The sequence below is a fragment of the Arthrobacter sp. B2060 genome, assembly GCF_059090445.1.
This window is the reverse complement of sequence record NZ_JBNHFR010000005.1, coordinates 323,609-338,814: the sequence shown is the minus strand read 5'-3', so window position 1 is coordinate 338,814 and position 15,206 is coordinate 323,609. Positions and strand designations below refer to the sequence as shown.

Genomic DNA, 15,206 nt, shown 5'->3' with positions numbered 1-15,206 from the left:
CCTTGAGGTACACCTCTGAGCCGGTCAGCTCCGAGAGCTTCTGCGCGTGGACGAGCGGCGTGCCGCCCTCACCGAGGGTAATGACCCTGGTTTTCTCCGTTACGGGCAAACGATCAGCGTATTCGCGGATGACTCCGCGCCATTGGTGAGCCACTTAGACTCCTTCTACCCGAAGTACGGATGTAACTGAATTGATGACGTCCAGGCCCTTCACTGCCTCGACGGTTGCTGCCAGGGCAGCTTCGCTTGCCCGGTGCGTGACGATCCGCAGTTCGGCCGATTCCACGTTGGATTCTGCGTCACGGTGGATGGTCTGGCGCATGGTCTCGATGGAAACGCCATGCTCGGCGAACAGCTGGGCGATCTTCGCCAAGACGCCGGGCTGGTCGGCAACGTCCAACCCGATGTAGTAGCTGGTGTTGACGGCGTCGATGGGCAGTGCCGGAACGTGGCCCGTGGTGGATTCGATGCGGCCCGGGCCGCCCAGGACGATCCTGCGGGCTGCCGAGACGAGGTCGCCCAGCACGGCCGACGCGGTCGGCGTTCCGCCGGCGCCCTGGCCGTAGAACATCAGTTCACCGGCGTTCTCCGCCTCAACGAAGACCGCGTTGAAGGCTCCGCGGACGGCAGCCAGGGGGTGTTCCCGGGGAAGCAGCGTGGGGTGCACGCGCACCGAGACGCCGTCGCCGCCGTCGGAATCTGTCAGCTGCTCGGCGATAGCCAGCAGCTTGATGACGAACCCGGCTTCTTTGGCCGCGGCGATGTCGGCAGCGGTGACACCGGTAATGCCCTCGCAGTGGACGTTCGCAAGGTCGAACCGCGTGTGGAAGGAGAGCGACGCGAGGATGGCAGCCTTTGCTGCCGCGTCCAGGCCTTCGATGTCGGCGGTGGGGTCGGCCTCGGCATAGCCCAGCCGCTGGGCCTCGGCGAGGGCGTCGGCGAACTGGGCGCCCGTGCTGTCCATCTGGTCAAGGATGAAGTTGGTGGTGCCGTTCACGATGCCCAGGACGCGGGTGATGCGGTCCCCGGACAGGCTGTCGCGGATGGGACGCAGGATCGGGATGGCGCCTGCCACGGCCGCCTCGTAGGACAGCTCGACGCCGGCCTTGTCCGCCTCTTCGTACAGGGCGGGGCCGTCGGCGGCAAGCAGGGCCTTGTTGCCCGTGACGACGCTGGCGCCGTTCTGGAGGGCCGCAACGATCAGGGAGCGGGCCGGCTCAAGGCCGCCCATCAGCTCGATGACGAGGTCGGCGTCCTTGACCAGGGTTTCGGCATCCGTGGTGAACAGTTCGCGCGGAAGGTCCACCTCACGCTCGGCGTCGATGTTGCGCACGGCGATGCCCGTGAGCTGCAGGTGGGCACCCGTGCGGGGGGCCAGGGTGTCGGCGTCGTCCATGAGAATCCGCGCCACCTGAGCCCCGACGTTGCCACAGCCCAGCAGGGCCACTTTCAGGGTTCGCAATTCAGTCATTCAGGCTCCCATGTCGCGGTTCAGCAGATCTTCTTCGGTTTCCCCGCGGACAATCAGCCGGGGAGACCCGTCGCGCACAGCGACAACGCCCGGCCGGGCCAGATAGTTGTAGTTGCTTGACAGGGCCCAGCAGTAGGCGCCGGTCCCCGGTACAGCGAGCAGATCACCGGCTGCCACGTCCTCGGGCAGATATACATCTCTAACAACTATGTCGCCGCTCTCGCAATGTTTGCCCACTACTCGGGACAGCTGCGGAGCTGCTGCGGAGGTTCTCGAGGCGAGGATCGCGGAATAATCCGCGTCGTAGAGCACCGGGCGGGCGTTGTCGCTCATGCCTCCGTCCACCGACACATAACGGCGGGCGTGCGTAACGTTTTTTCCGGCGGCTTCGGCGCCACCGGTGGCCGGGGCGTCCACGCGGACGGTCTTCCGGGTGCCCACTTCGTACAGCGTGAAGGTGCTGGGGCCCACGATGGCACGTCCCGGTTCGATCGAGATCCGCGGTGCTGAAATGCCCAGTCCAGCGCATTCGGAGCGGACGACGGCGGCCATCGCCTGCGCGATGTCGGCCGGCGGGCGCGGGGTGTCCACCGGCGTGTAGGCGATGCCGTAGCCGCCGCCGAGATCGAGCTCGGGAAGGCGGATCGAGTACTTTTCCTGCATCTGCGCCAGGAAGCCCAGGAGCTTCACCGCGGCCAGGGCGAAGCCGTCGGGTTCGAAGATCTGGGAACCGATGTGGCAGTGCAGGCCGAGCAGTTCGATGCCTGAGTAGCTTGTTGCCGCGGCAACGGCTTCCTCGGCCGCAGAGAGGCCGGCCTGGTCAGTGGAGTCTCCGGCCATGGACAGGCCGAACTTCTGGTCCTCGTGGGCTGTGGCGATGAATTCGTGGGTGTGGGCGTGCACGCCCGGGGTCAGGCGCAGCATGACCTTGGCCGTTTCGCCCCGTTCGGACGCTATTTTGGCCACTCGCTCCAGCTCGTCCAGGCTGTCCACCACGATGCGGCCGAGCTTCATGTCCAGTGCACGGTTGATCTCGGCGTCGGACTTGTTGTTGCCGTGCAGGCTGAGGGCGGCACCGTCAATGCCCGCTCGCGCGGCCACGGCAAGTTCACCGCCGGAACAGGTGTCCAGGCGCAGGCCCTCCTCGGCCACCCACCGGGCCACAGCGGAGCAGAGGAAGGACTTGCCTGCGTAGTAGACATCCACTCCCCCGCAGACGTCGGCGAAGGCCTCGTCAAAGGCATCCTTGAAGGAGCGGGCGCGGGCGCGGAAGTCCGATTCGCTCATGACAAACAGCGGCGTCCCGAACTGCTCCTGAAGCGTGCTGACGGGAATTCCGTCAACAGCCAGTTCGCCGTCGGAATTCCGCCCGACTCCGGCGGCCCACATGGGCTCGTGGAGCGCGTTCAGGTCCTCCGGCACGGCCAGCCAGTCCGGGGCGAGGGGGGAAGAGGCGTTTGCAGTCATTCCACTCACATCCGTTCCGGCGCCGATACGCCGAGCAGGTCAAGTCCGTTGGCAAGCACCTGGCTGGTGGCGTCGTTGAGCCACAGGCGGGTGCGGTTGAGATCCGTGACGGCTTCCTCGCCCAGCGGGGCAATGCGGCAGGCGTCGTACCAGCGGTGGTAGGCGCCGGCGATGAGCTCAAGATGGCGGGCCACCCGGTGGGGTTCCCGCAGTTCCGCGGCCTTGGCCACGATGGAGGGGTAGCTGCCCAGGTAGGAGAGCAGCTCGTTCTCGGTCGCATGATGCAGCAGCGAGGCGTCGAAGGCGCTGCGGTCCACGCCTGCCGCAACCGCATTGCGCGCGGCGCCGCGGGACCTGGCGTGGGCGTATTGCACGTAGAACACCGGGTTTTCGTTGCTGTGCTTCTTGAGCAGCTCCGGGTCCAGGGTGAGCGGCGAATCCGCCGGGAACCGTGCCAGCGAGTAGCGCACGGCGTCCTTGCCAAGCCAAGAGATCAGGTCCTTGAGCTCGATGATGTTGCCGGCACGCTTGGACAGCTTGGCACCGTTGACCGAGACGAGCTGACCGATCAGCACCTCGATGTTGACCTCCGGGTCATCGCCGGCGGCGGCGGCTATGGCCTTGAGCCGGTTGATGTAGCCGTGGTGGTCGGCGCCCAGCAGGTAGATCTTTTCGGTGTAGCCGCGGTCCTTCTTGGACAGGTAGTAGGCGGCGTCGGCGGCGAAGTACGTGGGCTCGCCGTTTGCGCGGATCATGACGCGGTCCTTGTCGTCGCCAAAGTCCGTGGTGCGCAGCCAGACGGCACCGCCGTCGTCAAACACGTGGCCCTGCTCGCGCAGGCGGGCTACGGCGCTTTCGATGGCGCCGGCGTCGTGAAGCTCCTGCTCGGAGAAGAACACGTCGAAGGAAACGCCGAAGTCGGCCAGGGTGTCCTTGATGTCCTTCAGCTGCGCCTGGTAGGCCGCGGCCCGGATCACGGGAAGGGCCGCCACGTCGGTGAGCTCGCGGATGTCCGGGTGCTGGGTCAGCACTTCATGGCCAAGGTCCCGGATGTACTCGCCCGGATAGCCGCCCTCGGGCACGTCACGGCCGTGAAGGCGTGCCAGCACAGAGTTGGCGAACACGTTCATCTGCGAGCCGGCGTCGTTGATGTAATACTCCGCGGTGACTTTCGCCCCGGAGGCACGCAGCACACGGGCGATCGAGTCACCGAGGGCAGCCCAGCGCGTGTGGCCGATGTGCAGCGGACCGGTGGGGTTGGCGGAGACGAATTCCATGTTGACCGTGTGGCCGGCGAGCGCCGAGTTGGTGCCGTACTCCGGCCCCGCTTCCACGATTGCCTTGGCAAGGGCACCGGCGGCGGCCGCGTCCACGGTGATGTTCAGGAAGCCCGGCCCGGCGGTCTCGACGGCGGACACGCCGTCGATCTCCTGCAGTCGGGCGCTGAGGACTGTTGCGAAGGCACGCGGGTTGGTTCCGGCCTTCTTTGCCAGCTGAAGGGCGATGTTCGTGGCCCAGTCTCCGTGCTCCCGGTTCTTGGGACGCTCCACCAGGACGGCATCCGGGACGTCCGCCTCGGACAGGGCGATCTCGCCGGCGGCAACGGCATCTTGCAGGCAGGCGGATATGGCGAGGGAGAGTTCTTCGGGAGTCACCTTCCTAGACTACCGGGGGGCCCGCCCTGCAGCGGAATCCGGGGGACTCGTGGCCCCCGCGATGGCCGCCTCGCCGACACAGGAAATACTAAGGACATTCACAGTTTGAACCTTTAGCCTGATTTCGGCGTCGTCCACGTCGTCCATCAGGTAAGTGCCCGTACCCGTACTAACGAAACGAGACACCGTGCAGCCTTCAATCCGCAAAACTGTATTCGCCGGAATCGCCGGCCTGTCCCTTGCCGGCATGGTGGCCGGCTGCGCGCCGTCGGCACAGCAGCCAGCCGCCCAGGAAACACCGTCCTCCACGTCGGGGACCGCAGCATCCGGTTCGTCAGCGCTCGCGACATCCGGCACCGGCTACAAGGACGGCACGTACAGTGCGGACGGCAACTACAAGTCGCCCAACGGAACCGAGACCGTGGGCGTGCAGCTGACGCTGGCCAACGGAACGGTTTCTGCTGTCGAGATCACCGAGCATCCGTCCAACCCGAACACCCGGAAGTTCCAAGGGCAGTTCGCCGGGGGAATCGCAGCACAGGTAGTGGGCAAGAGCCTCGACGAAATCAAGGTCTCCAAGGTGGCCGGCTCGTCCCTGACCAGCGGCGGCTTCAACCAGGCCGTTGAGGCGATCAAGGCCCAGGCCGTCTAGGCGGGCGCGGCGGCATGGACTCCACGACGGACAGCAGCAAAGGAGAGTCCATGCCGCACGCCGGCTGGCACGATTTCCGTTTTGACGGCATCGGAACAAGCTGGGAGATCTCCACTCCCGTGCCGTTGGATGCCGGACTGCGCAACCGAATACTTGCCGAGGTGGAGCGCTACGACTCAACATGGTCCAGGTTCCGCGGCGACTCGCTGATCAGCCAGGTATCCGCGCGGCCGGGACGCCTTGAGCTGCCCCCTGAATCCTCCGGCCTCGCAGACCTTTATCGGAACCTGTACTCGCTCAGCGGCGGGGCCATGACGCCGCTGATCGGCGAAAGCCTGGAACAGCTGGGCTACGATGCCGGCTATTCCCTGCAGCCACGCGGAGCAGCGGCACCGCCGCCGGCCTGGGACGACGTCCTTGAGTGGCGCGGGACATCGTTGAGCAACAGCGCCCCCGTGGTGCTGGACATCGGAGCTGCCGGCAAGGGCCAGCTCGCGGACCTCCTCGCGGGAGTGCTGCGGGACGGGGGGCTCACAGAGTTCTTTGTCGATGCCAGCGGCGACCTTTTGAACGGTGGAGAGACGCCCGTGACGGTGGCGCTGGAGCATCCCTATGATTCCAGCAAGGCGATTGGCACCGTGCCCCTCGGCCGAGGGGCATTGTGTGCCTCGGCCTCCAACCGAAGGGCCTGGGGCGACGGACTCCACCACGTCCTGGACGGCACCACCGGCACGCCGGTCCGGACCGTGGTGGCCACGTGGACCAGAGCCGAAACCGCCATGGAGGCAGATGCCTTGGCCACGGCACTGTTCATGCTCCCCGCCGCGGCACTGGAGCCCCACTACCGGTTCTCCTGGCTTAAGGTTTTTTCCAACGGCAGTGCGGAATACTCCGCGGACTTCGAAGGGATGCTGTTCACATGAGGCTGTTCACATGAGTGCCACCACCACCGGGTTGCGGACCTCGCCCGCCACGGCGCTGGACGCCTTCCTCGGCCGCTTCACGATGTACCGGCTGGTCTCCCTTGTCCTTGCCGCACTGGCGGCCTATAGCCTGCTGCTCGACGGCCTGGGCTGGCTGACGTTCGGCATTCCCAACATGATCGCCCACCTGGCGCTGTGCCTCGGACTGACCTACGCCTCCAACCGCGCCCTGGCGGCATTGTTTCGCGTCCGCCCGCATGCGGAGTCGTCAGTGATCACGGGGCTTTTGCTCTACTTCCTGTTTTGGCCCAGCCAACTGGGGCCGGGCTTCGCTCCGGTCGACCTGGCCGGCGTCGCCCTTGCATGCATCCTCGCCTCGGCGTCCAAGTACGCCCTGGCCTGGCGCGGACGCCACGTGTTCAACCCCGCGGCCGCCGGCGCCTTCATTACCGGTCTGACCGGGCTGAACATCGCGACCTGGTGGGCAGGCACACCAGCCATGCTGTGGCTGGTCGTTCCCGGAGTCCTGCTGGTGCTCTACCGGACCAGGAAAATGCTGCTGGCCGCAGTCTTCATTGTTGTGGCCACGTCCATCTCGGCCGGCGATCTGCTGCAATCCGGCGTGGACCCGGGCGGGGCGGTGTGGCAGCCCCTGGCCCAAAGCCCTGTGCTTTTCTTCGTCGGATTCATGCTCACCGAGCCGCTGACGCTGCCTCCGCGACGCTGGCAGCAAGTGGTGCTGGCCGCCGTCGTCGGACTGCTTTTTGCGATGCCCTTCAACTTCGGTTTCGTGGCGAACTCCCCCGAACTGGCCCTGCTTGCGGGGAACCTGCTCGCCTTCCTGGCCGGACAGCGGGGAAGCGTCCGGTTGTTGTTCAGCCACTCACGCAGGCTCACGCCGACGACGACCGAGTTCGTCTTCACGCCGCGCCGCCCTGTCCGCCACGAGCCGGGCCAGTATGTGGAACTGGACCTCCCCCTGGAGAAGCCTGACGGCAAGGGCCGGCGCCGGGTGTTCAGCCTGACGAATTCCCCGGACGCGGCCCACGTGAAAATCGGCGTCGGCACTGCGGCCCCCGTCTCGGCCGCCAAACGCAAGCTCCTGGCGCTCAAGCCCGGGGAGGAACTCACGGCCACCACGGTGGCCGGAGACTTCGTCCTGCCCAAGGGTTCGAACGGGCCGGTCCTGCTCATCGCTGCGGGTATTGGCATCACGCCGTATCTGGCGCATCTTTCCAGCGGGTTGGCCAGCCAGCGGGACACAGTGCTGCTTTATCTCGCCAGGAACGCGTCCGAACTCGCATATGCGGCTGAGCTGAAGGAATCCGGCGCCACTGTTCTTGCCCGGCTGGCCGACGGCTCCGCTCCCCCTGACTTCATCGAAGACGCCGGCGCAAGGCTGGACCCCGGTGCCCGGCTTGACGGTCCTTCCCTGAAGCTGCTCGTCCCCGACATCGCCCAGCGCAGGGTGTTTATCTCGGGTTCACCGGCCAGCGTGGGGTCGCTGCGGCGTGCCGCACGGCAGGCCGGCGCCCGTCGTATCCATGTCGATTCGTTTGCCGGATACTAGAAATGTGCAGCGCTCTGCCGGAAAGCACGGTGCCGGTTTTCCATTCGGCCCCACCTTCCTGCTAAGCTCTAGGACGTCCCGCCGGAAACGGCAGGATCCCTGACTGCCCTCGTAGCTCAGGGGATAGAGCGTCTGCCTCCGGAGCAGAAGGCCGTAGGTTCGAATCCTATCGAGGGCACAGACAAAACCCCGCCACTTCCTTGGAGTGGCGGGGTTTTCTGCATTCCAGAACGGCGCGGGCCAGTGCGCCTCCAGAGATTGTCGGGGGCCACTCGTAGGCTCATTTGCATGATCTGTTCAATCATTCCGCCGTACATGTTGAAGCGTCTTGCCGCGCAGGATTCTCCGCGGTTTACGGCCGTTCGCAGGGCCGCAAAAGAGGCCCTACTGCACGTGAAAGCCGTGCAGGCGGCAAGGACTGCCCCTGCGCCCGTAACGCCGCCAGCTTTGAGGCAAGTGCGGCCGGCTCCCCCGAACAGGTCCGTCTATGATGCCAAGTCGTCTGAGTCGCTCCCCGGCCAACTCGTCCGGAAGGAAGGCGAAGCCCCTGTCGGCGATCCCGCCGCCGACGAAGCCTATGACGGCCTGGGCCACACCCACAGCCTTTACGCCGACGTTTTCGGCCGGAACTCCATTGACGGCCAGGGCATGCCGCTCAATGCCACCGTCCATTTCGGCAGACTCTACGACAACGCCTTCTGGGACGGCCAGCAGATGGTGTTCGGCGACGGTGACGGTGAGATCTTTGAACGGTTCACCCGCTCCCTGAGCGTGATCGGGCACGAACTGGCCCACGGAGTGACGCAGTTCTCGGCCGGGCTCGCTTACCGGAACCAAGCCGGCGCCATCAACGAGTCCATCTCGGATGTCTTCGGCGCCCTGGTGGAACAGTACTTCCGGAACCAGTCCACCGCCGACGCCAGCTGGCTGATCGGCGAGGGCCTCTTCACCCCCCAGGTTGAAGGCTCGGCGCTGCGCTCCATGAAGGCCCCCGGAACCGCATACGACGACGACGTCCTGGGCAAGGACCCGCAGCCGGACTCGATGGACTCGTACGTCCGCACCAGCGCGGACAATGGCGGCGTCCACATTAATTCGGGCATTCCCAACCGTGCCTTCTGCCTTGTTGCCCAGTCGATAGGCGGCAACGCGTGGGAGGCCCCGGGACAGATCTGGTACGAGACTCTGACGGGCGGATCGCTGCCACCGACAGCCACGTTCAGCGTCTTTGCCAGGGCAACGGCGGCGTCTGCAAGGGAACTGTTTGGCGAGGAGTCTGCGGAGCATGACGCCGTGCGCGAGGCGTGGGAAACTGTGAAGGTAAAGCACTAACCCCACGCCGGGGCGCGGCCGCTCCGCGCGGCCGGCAGCCTCGTAGCACCAGGACCCTGCCATGAAAATCACAGTTGAGCGCAGCGGAGGGATTGCTGCACTGACGCGCACCTGGACAGTTCAGGCCACGACATCCAGCGACAAGAACCACTGGCAGCCCATCGTCGAAGCCTGCCCGTGGGACGCCGTCCCGGACTCCCGGAATGCCGGGGAGGGGCAGCCGGACAGGTTCATGTATTCCATCCGGGCCGGTCAGCACCGGGCCACGTTGCCGGAACGGGCGGTGACCGGACCGTGGCGGGTCCTCGTGGACACGGCCAGAGCCGCGGCAGAGCAAGCGCCCCACCAACGCTAGTTCCCGGCAAGCTCCGTGTAGAGCGTCTGGACCCGGGCCTTGATGTCATCCCGCACCAGGCGCATGCGTTCCATGCCCTCGATGCCGCGTTCGGAAGGCTCGTCCGTGTCCCAGACCTCGAAGCGCTTCCCCTCGATCGGTTCAAGCTTGGCCTCGGTGCCGAGGACGATGACGGCATCGACCGTGTCCAGGACCTCGTCGGTGACCGGTTTGGGGTGTTCGCCGGTGATGTCGATGCCGAGCTCGGTCAGGGACTCCACGGCCTGGGGGTTCAGGGACTTGCCGGGTTTGGTGCCGGCGGAGTAGACAGCAATGGCGTCACCCGCAAGGTGGTGCATGAGTCCTGCGGCGAGCTGGGATTTGCCGCCGTTCTTGCTGCAGACGAACAGCACGGCCGGAGTCTTTTCGTTGGTCATGAGTGCGTTGTTTCCTTTGGGAGGGAGGCGGTGAGCGAGTCGACGAGGGTTTTGACCCGATCGTGGATCTGGTCGCGGATGTCCCGGACTGTTTCGAGGGGCTGGTCAGCGGGGTCGGGCAGGTCCCAGTCTTCGTAACGCTTGCCCGGGTAGATCGGGCAGGAATCCCCGCAGCCCATCGTAATCACCACATCGGAAGCGCGGACGACGTCGTCGGTGAGGGGCTTGGGGTAGTTCCGGGTGAGGTCCAAACCCATCTCGGACATAGCCGTCACTACGGTCGGATCCAGCTCCGCGGCCGGCAAGGACCCGGCGGACCGGACGTGGATCCTGCCCTTGGCTTCGACGGTGAGCAGGGCAGCGGCCATTTGGGACCGTCCGGCGTTCTGCACGCAGACGAACAGGACATCGGGAACCTCGGACGCGACTGCTCTTTTGGATTTGGCAAGGGCGGCCAGCCGGTCGTTGGCGAAGTGTTCTGTGGTGGCGGCCAGGTAGGTGGTGATTTTTGCGGTGCGGGCCAGTGCAGTGTAGGACTCGAAGACGTAGCGTTCGACGGTTTCGGCGGCGAAGATCCCGGCGAACCTGTCGGCGAGCCGTTCACTGATGCGGTGCATGAGGTCGGTGTTGTCCTGCAGGCCAAGGCCGGTTTCGCGGTTTTCAGTCATGACAGCTCTCCAGGGGGTGGATTCGTTGAGCGGGGTTTAGTCGTTGCTGCCGGAACGGCCGTGGGCCAGACCCGTCGGGAACCCCACCAGCACCGGTTCGGGCGCGGCGCAGCAACCGGACGCTGAAGAGGCGGAGACGTTGACTGGCAGTGCCGTGGCGGGGACGTCGCAGCTTGTGCCGGCGTCGGTGGAGCAGACCCCGGTTTCGGGGAGCTCGAGGTGGACGGTGTCGGCTGATTCCTGGTCGCCGGCGAGGGCGGCGGCAACGGAGCGGACCTGCTCGTAACCCGTGGCCAGCAGGAAGGTGGGTGCGCGGCCGTAGGACTTCATGCCGACGATGTAGAAGTCCTTGTCCGGGTGGGCGAGGAGTTTCGCGCCGTGAGGCGGGACGGTGCCGCAGGAGTGGAATTCGGGGTCGATCAGCGGGCCAAGTTCCACTGGCGCTTCGACGGCGGGGTCCAGGTTGAGCCGAAGTTCGCGCAGGATGTCCAGGTCCGGGCGGAAACCGGTGCACGGGACGATGATGTCGGCCTCCAGCGTGCGGCCGTCGACAGCTTCGACACTTACCCCCGACTCGAGAGTCTTCAGCGAACTGATCCCGAAGCGGGTGTGCAATTGGATTTTTCCGGCCTCCACGAGCCGGCGCACCCGGCCGCCGAGCTGGCCGCGTGCGGGCAGCCCGTCGAGGTCGCCTCCGCCGTACACTTTCGCGGCCGAGTCGCCCCGGATGGCCCACAGAATCCGGGTGTCCGGCTCGTCCCTGGCGAGGTCAGCAAGGCTGATGAGGGTGTTGGCGGCCGAGTGCCCGGCGCCAACAACGAGGACGCGGCGCCCGGCGAAGGCAGCGCGTTCCCGTCCGGTGACGTCGGGAAGCGGCGCGGAGATCCGGTCCTGCGCTGCATCCTCACCGATGGCGAGAAGGCCGGAGGTACCCAGCGGGTTGCGCGTGGACCAGGTCCCGGAGGCGTCGATGACTGCTGCCACGGTGTGATCTCGGGTTTCGCCGTCCGTGTGGTCGGCCCGGACCACGAACGGGGCGGTGTCGCGGTGCCGGATGTGCGTCTTGTCCAGTCCCTGCCGGGTGACGGCGATGACGCGGGCCCCCGTCTGCAGGCGCGTGGAGATCTGGGGAAGCGCAGCCAGCGGCGCAAGGTAGTTGTCGATCAGCTCGCCGCCGTAGGGCAGTGCCGTGGGTCGGGGTGACTCCCAGCCGGTGGCTTCCAGGAGGCGGACGGCGGCGGCGTCGATGTTGAACCGCCACGGTGAAAAAAGACGGATGTGGCGCCACTGCTCAATGGCCGCCCCCGGCGAGGTGCCGGCTTCGAAGATCAGCGGTTCGATGCCCCGTTCGAGCAGGTGGGCCGCGGCGGCCAGGCCGACAGGGCCGGCACCGATCACGGCGACCGGGAGGTTCTTCGCTGAATCCATGCTGTCCTCTTTCATCCGTAGTGTAGTGCGCGTGTGTTCGGTTGGCACCCGCCGGCCAGGTAGGGCCGGCAGGTGCTGGGATAGGGCGGTCAGCAGCAGTCCTCGTCGTCGCAGCAACCGGAGTCGCCGCAGCATCCGTTCGTCATTGAGCTCACCCCCTCCCCTGTTCCGGGTTTCAGGCGTGGGTAGGTTCTTCCACCAGCGCGGTGGCGATGCTGTCCGCATCCTCAAGCGCGGCGAGGTAGCGCTCGGCGTCCAGGGCCGCAGCACAACCGGTTCCGGCGGCCGTGATGGCCTGGCGGTAGCGGTGGTCCACGGCGTCGCCGCATGCGAAGACGCCGGTCAGGTTGGTGACGGTGGTGGGTGAGTCGACCTTGATGTAGCCCTCGGCGTCCAGTTCGACCTGCCCGGCCACCAGTTCGGTTCGTGGCACGTGACCGATCGCGACGAAGATCCCGGTGGCGGACTGCTGCCGGGTTTCGCCGGTGCGGGTGTCCGTCAGGGTGACGCCGCTGACCTTGCCGTCGCCGTGGATGGCGGTGACGGCCGAGTTCCAGGCGAAGCTGATTTTCGGGTTGTCCTTGGCCCGCTGGGCCATGATGCGGGAGGCACGCAGTTCGCCCTTGCGGACGACGACGGTCACGGTCTTTCCGAAGCGGGTCAGGAAGGTGGCTTCCTCCATGGCGGAGTCCCCGCCGCCGACGACGACGATGTCCTGGTCGCGGAAGAAGAACCCGTCGCAGGTGGCGCACCAGGAGACGCCGTGGCCGCTGAACTTCTTTTCCTCCGCCAAACCGAGTTCCTTGTACGCCGAGCCGGTGGCCAGGATGACCGCGGGGGCCTCGTGCGTCTCGCCGCCGCCGGTGACCACCCGCTTGAGGTGCCCCGTGAGCCGGACGTCCGTGGCGTCGTCGAACACCACCTTGGCGCCGAAGCGCTCGGCCTGCTGCTGCAGCCCGTCCATGAGTTCGGGGCCCTGGATGCCGGCCGGGAAGCCGGGGAAGTTTTCCACCTCGGTGGTGTTCATCAGGGCACCGCCGGCGGTGACCGAGCCGGCCAGCACGAGTGGTTCCAGGCCGGCCCGGGCAGCGTAGATGGCAGCCGTGTAACCTGCCGGTCCCGACCCGATGATGATCAGCTGTTCGTTGCTCATGCCGCGCTCCTCAGGGGTCCCGGTCTACTTGGCGGCCGGGATCAGGGAGTCAATCAGACCCTCAATGCGGGTCTTGATCTCATCCCGGATGGGGCGGACGGATTCGACGCCCTTGCCTGCCGGATCCTCCAAGACCCAGTCCTCGTAGCGCTTGCCGGGGAAGTACGGGCATTCGTCGCCGCAGCCCATGGTGATCACCACGTCGGATTCCTTGACGGCCTCGGTGGTGAGGACCTTGGGGACCTCGGCGGACATGTCGATGCCGAGTTCGGCCATGGCCTCGACGGCGGAGGGGTTGATTTTGTCGGCCGGCTGGGATCCTGCGGAGCGGACCTCGATCTGGCCCCTGCCGAGGGTGGTGAGGAACGCAGCCGCCATCTGGGAGCGGCCGGCGTTGTGGACGCAGACGAACAGGACAGAGGGCTTCTTGGCGGTTTCGGTGCTCACGGGTTTCTCCTGGAATCGGTTGGGGTTGGTGGTGCGGTCTACGTGTAACGGCCTTAGCGAAGCTCCCAAAGTGAACATTGATGATGATCGATATAGAGAGTATCCGGCGGTAAATCGATGAATGTCAATATTCGGTCTGGTGAAGCTGTTCGGCCCTGGTCAGGCAGCGCTGACGCGGGGCGCGAGGTCGGTAATACGGTGGGCAATGTCATCAAAGGCCTTATCGAAGGCTTCCCTGGTGCCCAGGCGTAGGGGGTCGGGGACGGACCAGTGAATCCCGCCTATCCAGGGCAGTTCCTCGTGGGCGCTGTCGCAAACGGTCACGACAAAGTCCGCCTCCCCCGCGACATCATCCAGGGAGCGGGGTGCAACGTTGGGAAGGTCCAGGCCGCGGCGCCGGGCGGCATCGACGGCCCCGGGGGCGATGCGGTCCGCGGGATGCGTTCCTGCAGAGGCTGAAGGAACGCTGCTCGCTTGCCGCCAGAGAGCTGCGGCCAGTTGAGAGCGGGCACTGTTGCGCGTACAGACAAACAGGACGCGGCGGGCGCCATGAACCGCCCCGGGCACCAGTCCATCCAGGGCTCCGGCCGCCAGCCGGAGGTAGCTCCGACGCTTGTCCGCTTCCGAGCGGTGCCGGGTTGCCAGTCCGGCCTCTTCCAGCGTTCTGAGGTGATGCGAGAGCAGGTTTGAGGACATGCCCAGCTCCGCCTGCAGTTCCGTGGGAGAGAAGTCCCCCAGCGTCAGAAGGTCAACGATGCGCAGGCGTGCAGGGTCAGCGAGGGCCGCATGCTTGGCCACCCGCGCCTGAAATGTGTCAACTGCCTCAATATCCATTGATTCAATTTTGACTGAGTTAATTCTTTGCGTCAAGCTGGTGCCATGACTTCAAACCAGCCGCCTCTATGGCGCCGCGCTGTCGCTGAACTGCTCGGCACCGCCCTGCTCGTTGCCATCGTCGTCGGTTCCGGGATCGCCGCACAGCAGCTCTCCCCCGGTGATGTGGGCCTGCAGTTGCTCCAAAACAGCACCGCCACCGTTCTGGGCCTGACCGTGCTGATCCTGGTGTTTGGACCGGTGAGCGGAGCGCATTTCAACCCCGTGGTTTCTTTGGCCGACTGGTTCTTGGGCCGGCGCAGCGGCTCCGGACTGACTCTGCAGGACGTTGGCGCCTACATTGCAGCCCAAATTGCAGGCGGTATTGGTGGCAGCGTGCTTGCCAACGCCATGTTCGAAGTCGGGACGTCCATTTCCACAAAGGACCGGGCAACCGCAGGGCACCTGCTGGGTGAGGTCGTCGCTACCGCTGGGCTCATCTTGCTGATCTTCGCCCTGGCCGCGACCAACCGCGGTGCCCTCGCAGCACCCGCAGTCGGCGCATACATCGGCGCCGCTTACTGGTTCACCTCCTCCACCTCCTTCGCCAATCCCGCGGTGACCGTCGGCCGGATCTTCAGCGACACCTTCGCTGGCATCGCACCGGGCTCCGTGCCCGCCTTCAGCATCGCCCAGCTGCTCGGCGCAGCCATCGGCCTAGGCCTGCTGCTCCTTCTGTTCCCGACCGCTGCCCGCGCCGCGGACGACGTCGTCATCCCGCACGGTAGCCAGACAATCAAGCCTTAGACGCCGGCACGTCGCACTCATATATTGATGGATGTCAATATCGAGGGAT

At 66.0% G+C, this 15,206-nt stretch carries 15 protein-coding genes, 1 tRNA gene and 1 pseudogene; 7 read left to right on the top strand and 10 right to left on the bottom strand.

Annotation, left to right across the window (positions count from 1 at the left end; all coding sequences use genetic code 11):
- The 4 genes and pseudogenes from AC5RUM_RS12080 to argS all read right to left on the bottom strand — a co-directional run.
- A pseudogene (locus AC5RUM_RS12080) lies at window positions 1-154 on the bottom strand (threonine synthase); the annotation flags it as partial.
- Entirely contained in the window at window positions 155-1,471 is a 1,317-nt protein-coding gene (locus tag AC5RUM_RS12075) for a homoserine dehydrogenase (protein WP_494035142.1), read from the bottom strand. It lies immediately after the preceding pseudogene.
- Window positions 1,472-2,938, bottom strand: coding sequence for a diaminopimelate decarboxylase (lysA, locus tag AC5RUM_RS12070; protein ID WP_494035141.1), 1,467 nt, complete (start codon window positions 2,936-2,938; stop codon window positions 1,472-1,474).
- A gap of 5 nt (window positions 2,939-2,943) precedes the next feature.
- Window positions 2,944-4,593, bottom strand: a complete 1,650-nt coding sequence (gene argS / locus AC5RUM_RS12065; RefSeq protein ID WP_494035140.1) for an arginine--tRNA ligase — start codon at window positions 4,591-4,593, stop codon at window positions 2,944-2,946.
- A 187-nt stretch (window positions 4,594-4,780) separates the two neighbouring features.
- Here argS and AC5RUM_RS12060 point away from each other — a divergent pair, with 187 nt between their 5' ends.
- From AC5RUM_RS12060 to AC5RUM_RS12035, 6 genes are all read left to right on the top strand, one after another.
- Window positions 4,781-5,245, top strand: coding sequence for an FMN-binding protein (locus AC5RUM_RS12060; RefSeq protein ID WP_494035139.1), 465 nt, complete (start codon window positions 4,781-4,783; stop codon window positions 5,243-5,245).
- A gap of 50 nt (window positions 5,246-5,295) precedes the next feature.
- A complete protein-coding gene (locus tag AC5RUM_RS12055) occupies window positions 5,296-6,168 on the top strand; it encodes an FAD:protein FMN transferase (protein WP_494035138.1) in 873 nt (290 codons plus the stop codon).
- 10 nt (window positions 6,169-6,178) lie between these two features.
- On the top strand, window positions 6,179-7,738 hold the full coding sequence (locus AC5RUM_RS12050) for an oxidoreductase (RefSeq protein ID WP_494035137.1): 1,560 nt from the start codon (window positions 6,179-6,181) through the stop codon (window positions 7,736-7,738).
- A gap of 105 nt (window positions 7,739-7,843) precedes the next feature.
- A tRNA-Arg gene (locus AC5RUM_RS12045) sits at window positions 7,844-7,916 on the top strand.
- A gap of 278 nt (window positions 7,917-8,194) precedes the next feature.
- Complete coding sequence (locus AC5RUM_RS12040) at window positions 8,195-9,070, top strand: M4 family metallopeptidase (RefSeq protein ID WP_494035136.1); 876 nt, start codon at window positions 8,195-8,197, stop codon at window positions 9,068-9,070.
- Window positions 9,071-9,131: 61 nt separating this feature from the next.
- Window positions 9,132-9,425: a protealysin inhibitor emfourin gene (locus tag AC5RUM_RS12035; protein WP_494035135.1), complete on the top strand. Its 294-nt coding sequence runs from the start codon at window positions 9,132-9,134 to the stop codon at window positions 9,423-9,425.
- Here AC5RUM_RS12035 and AC5RUM_RS12030 read toward each other — a convergent pair.
- The 6 genes from AC5RUM_RS12030 to AC5RUM_RS12005 all read right to left on the bottom strand — a co-directional run bounded on the left by AC5RUM_RS12030 (window position 9,422) and on the right by AC5RUM_RS12005 (window position 14,371).
- Entirely contained in the window at window positions 9,422-9,841 is a 420-nt protein-coding gene (locus AC5RUM_RS12030; RefSeq protein WP_494035134.1) for an arsenate-mycothiol transferase ArsC, read from the bottom strand. The two genes, AC5RUM_RS12035 and AC5RUM_RS12030, sit on opposite strands and share 4 nt — an antisense overlap.
- Window positions 9,838-10,509, bottom strand: coding sequence for an arsenate reductase ArsC (locus tag AC5RUM_RS12025; RefSeq protein WP_494035133.1), 672 nt, complete (start codon window positions 10,507-10,509; stop codon window positions 9,838-9,840). The genes AC5RUM_RS12030 and AC5RUM_RS12025 overlap by 4 nt, the downstream gene beginning before the upstream one ends.
- A 36-nt stretch (window positions 10,510-10,545) precedes the next feature.
- Window positions 10,546-11,937 carry an FAD-dependent oxidoreductase gene (locus AC5RUM_RS12020; RefSeq protein WP_494035132.1) on the bottom strand — a complete coding sequence of 464 codons (1,392 nt, stop codon included), beginning with the start codon at window positions 11,935-11,937 and terminating at the stop codon, window positions 10,546-10,548.
- A gap of 175 nt (window positions 11,938-12,112) precedes the next feature.
- Window positions 12,113-13,090 carry a thioredoxin-disulfide reductase gene (trxB, locus tag AC5RUM_RS12015; RefSeq protein WP_494035131.1) on the bottom strand — a complete coding sequence of 326 codons (978 nt, stop codon included), beginning with the start codon at window positions 13,088-13,090 and terminating at the stop codon, window positions 12,113-12,115.
- Between the two features lie 24 nt (window positions 13,091-13,114).
- The gene (locus AC5RUM_RS12010; RefSeq protein ID WP_494035130.1) at window positions 13,115-13,537 is read right to left on the bottom strand and encodes an arsenate reductase ArsC; all 423 of its coding nucleotides are present in this window, start codon (window positions 13,535-13,537) and stop codon (window positions 13,115-13,117) included.
- Window positions 13,538-13,696: 159 nt separating this feature from the next.
- The gene (locus AC5RUM_RS12005; protein WP_494035129.1) at window positions 13,697-14,371 is read right to left on the bottom strand and encodes a metalloregulator ArsR/SmtB family transcription factor; all 675 of its coding nucleotides are present in this window, start codon (window positions 14,369-14,371) and stop codon (window positions 13,697-13,699) included.
- 45 nt (window positions 14,372-14,416) lie between these two features.
- On the opposite strand from AC5RUM_RS12005, the gene AC5RUM_RS12000 reads away from it, so the two are divergent.
- On the top strand, window positions 14,417-15,157 hold the full coding sequence (locus AC5RUM_RS12000) for an aquaporin (protein ID WP_494035128.1): 741 nt from the start codon (window positions 14,417-14,419) through the stop codon (window positions 15,155-15,157).
- Window positions 15,158-15,206 lie beyond the last annotated feature (49 nt).

Excerpts from the sequence above, each read along its gene's own strand:
- AC5RUM_RS12075 (WP_494035142.1), bottom strand. The coding sequence starts at position 1,471 with ATGACTGAATTGCGAACCCTGAAAGTGGCCCTGCTGGGCTGTGGCAAC.
- lysA (WP_494035141.1), bottom strand. The coding sequence starts at position 2,938 with ATGACTGCAAACGCCTCTTCCCCCCTCGCCCCGGACTGGCTGGCCGTG.
- AC5RUM_RS12055 (WP_494035138.1), top strand. The coding sequence starts at position 5,296 with ATGCCGCACGCCGGCTGGCACGATTTCCGTTTTGACGGCATCGGAACA.
- AC5RUM_RS12050 (WP_494035137.1), top strand. The coding sequence starts at position 6,179 with ATGAGTGCCACCACCACCGGGTTGCGGACCTCGCCCGCCACGGCGCTG.
- AC5RUM_RS12035 (WP_494035135.1), top strand. The coding sequence starts at position 9,132 with ATGAAAATCACAGTTGAGCGCAGCGGAGGGATTGCTGCACTGACGCGC.
- AC5RUM_RS12030 (WP_494035134.1), bottom strand. The coding sequence starts at position 9,841 with ATGACCAACGAAAAGACTCCGGCCGTGCTGTTCGTCTGCAGCAAGAAC.
- AC5RUM_RS12025 (WP_494035133.1), bottom strand. The coding sequence starts at position 10,509 with ATGACTGAAAACCGCGAAACCGGCCTTGGCCTGCAGGACAACACCGAC.
- AC5RUM_RS12020 (WP_494035132.1), bottom strand. The coding sequence starts at position 11,937 with ATGGATTCAGCGAAGAACCTCCCGGTCGCCGTGATCGGTGCCGGCCCT.
- trxB (WP_494035131.1), bottom strand. The coding sequence starts at position 13,090 with ATGAGCAACGAACAGCTGATCATCATCGGGTCGGGACCGGCAGGTTAC.
- AC5RUM_RS12005 (WP_494035129.1), bottom strand. The coding sequence starts at position 14,371 with ATGGATATTGAGGCAGTTGACACATTTCAGGCGCGGGTGGCCAAGCAT.
- AC5RUM_RS12000 (WP_494035128.1), top strand. The coding sequence starts at position 14,417 with ATGACTTCAAACCAGCCGCCTCTATGGCGCCGCGCTGTCGCTGAACTG.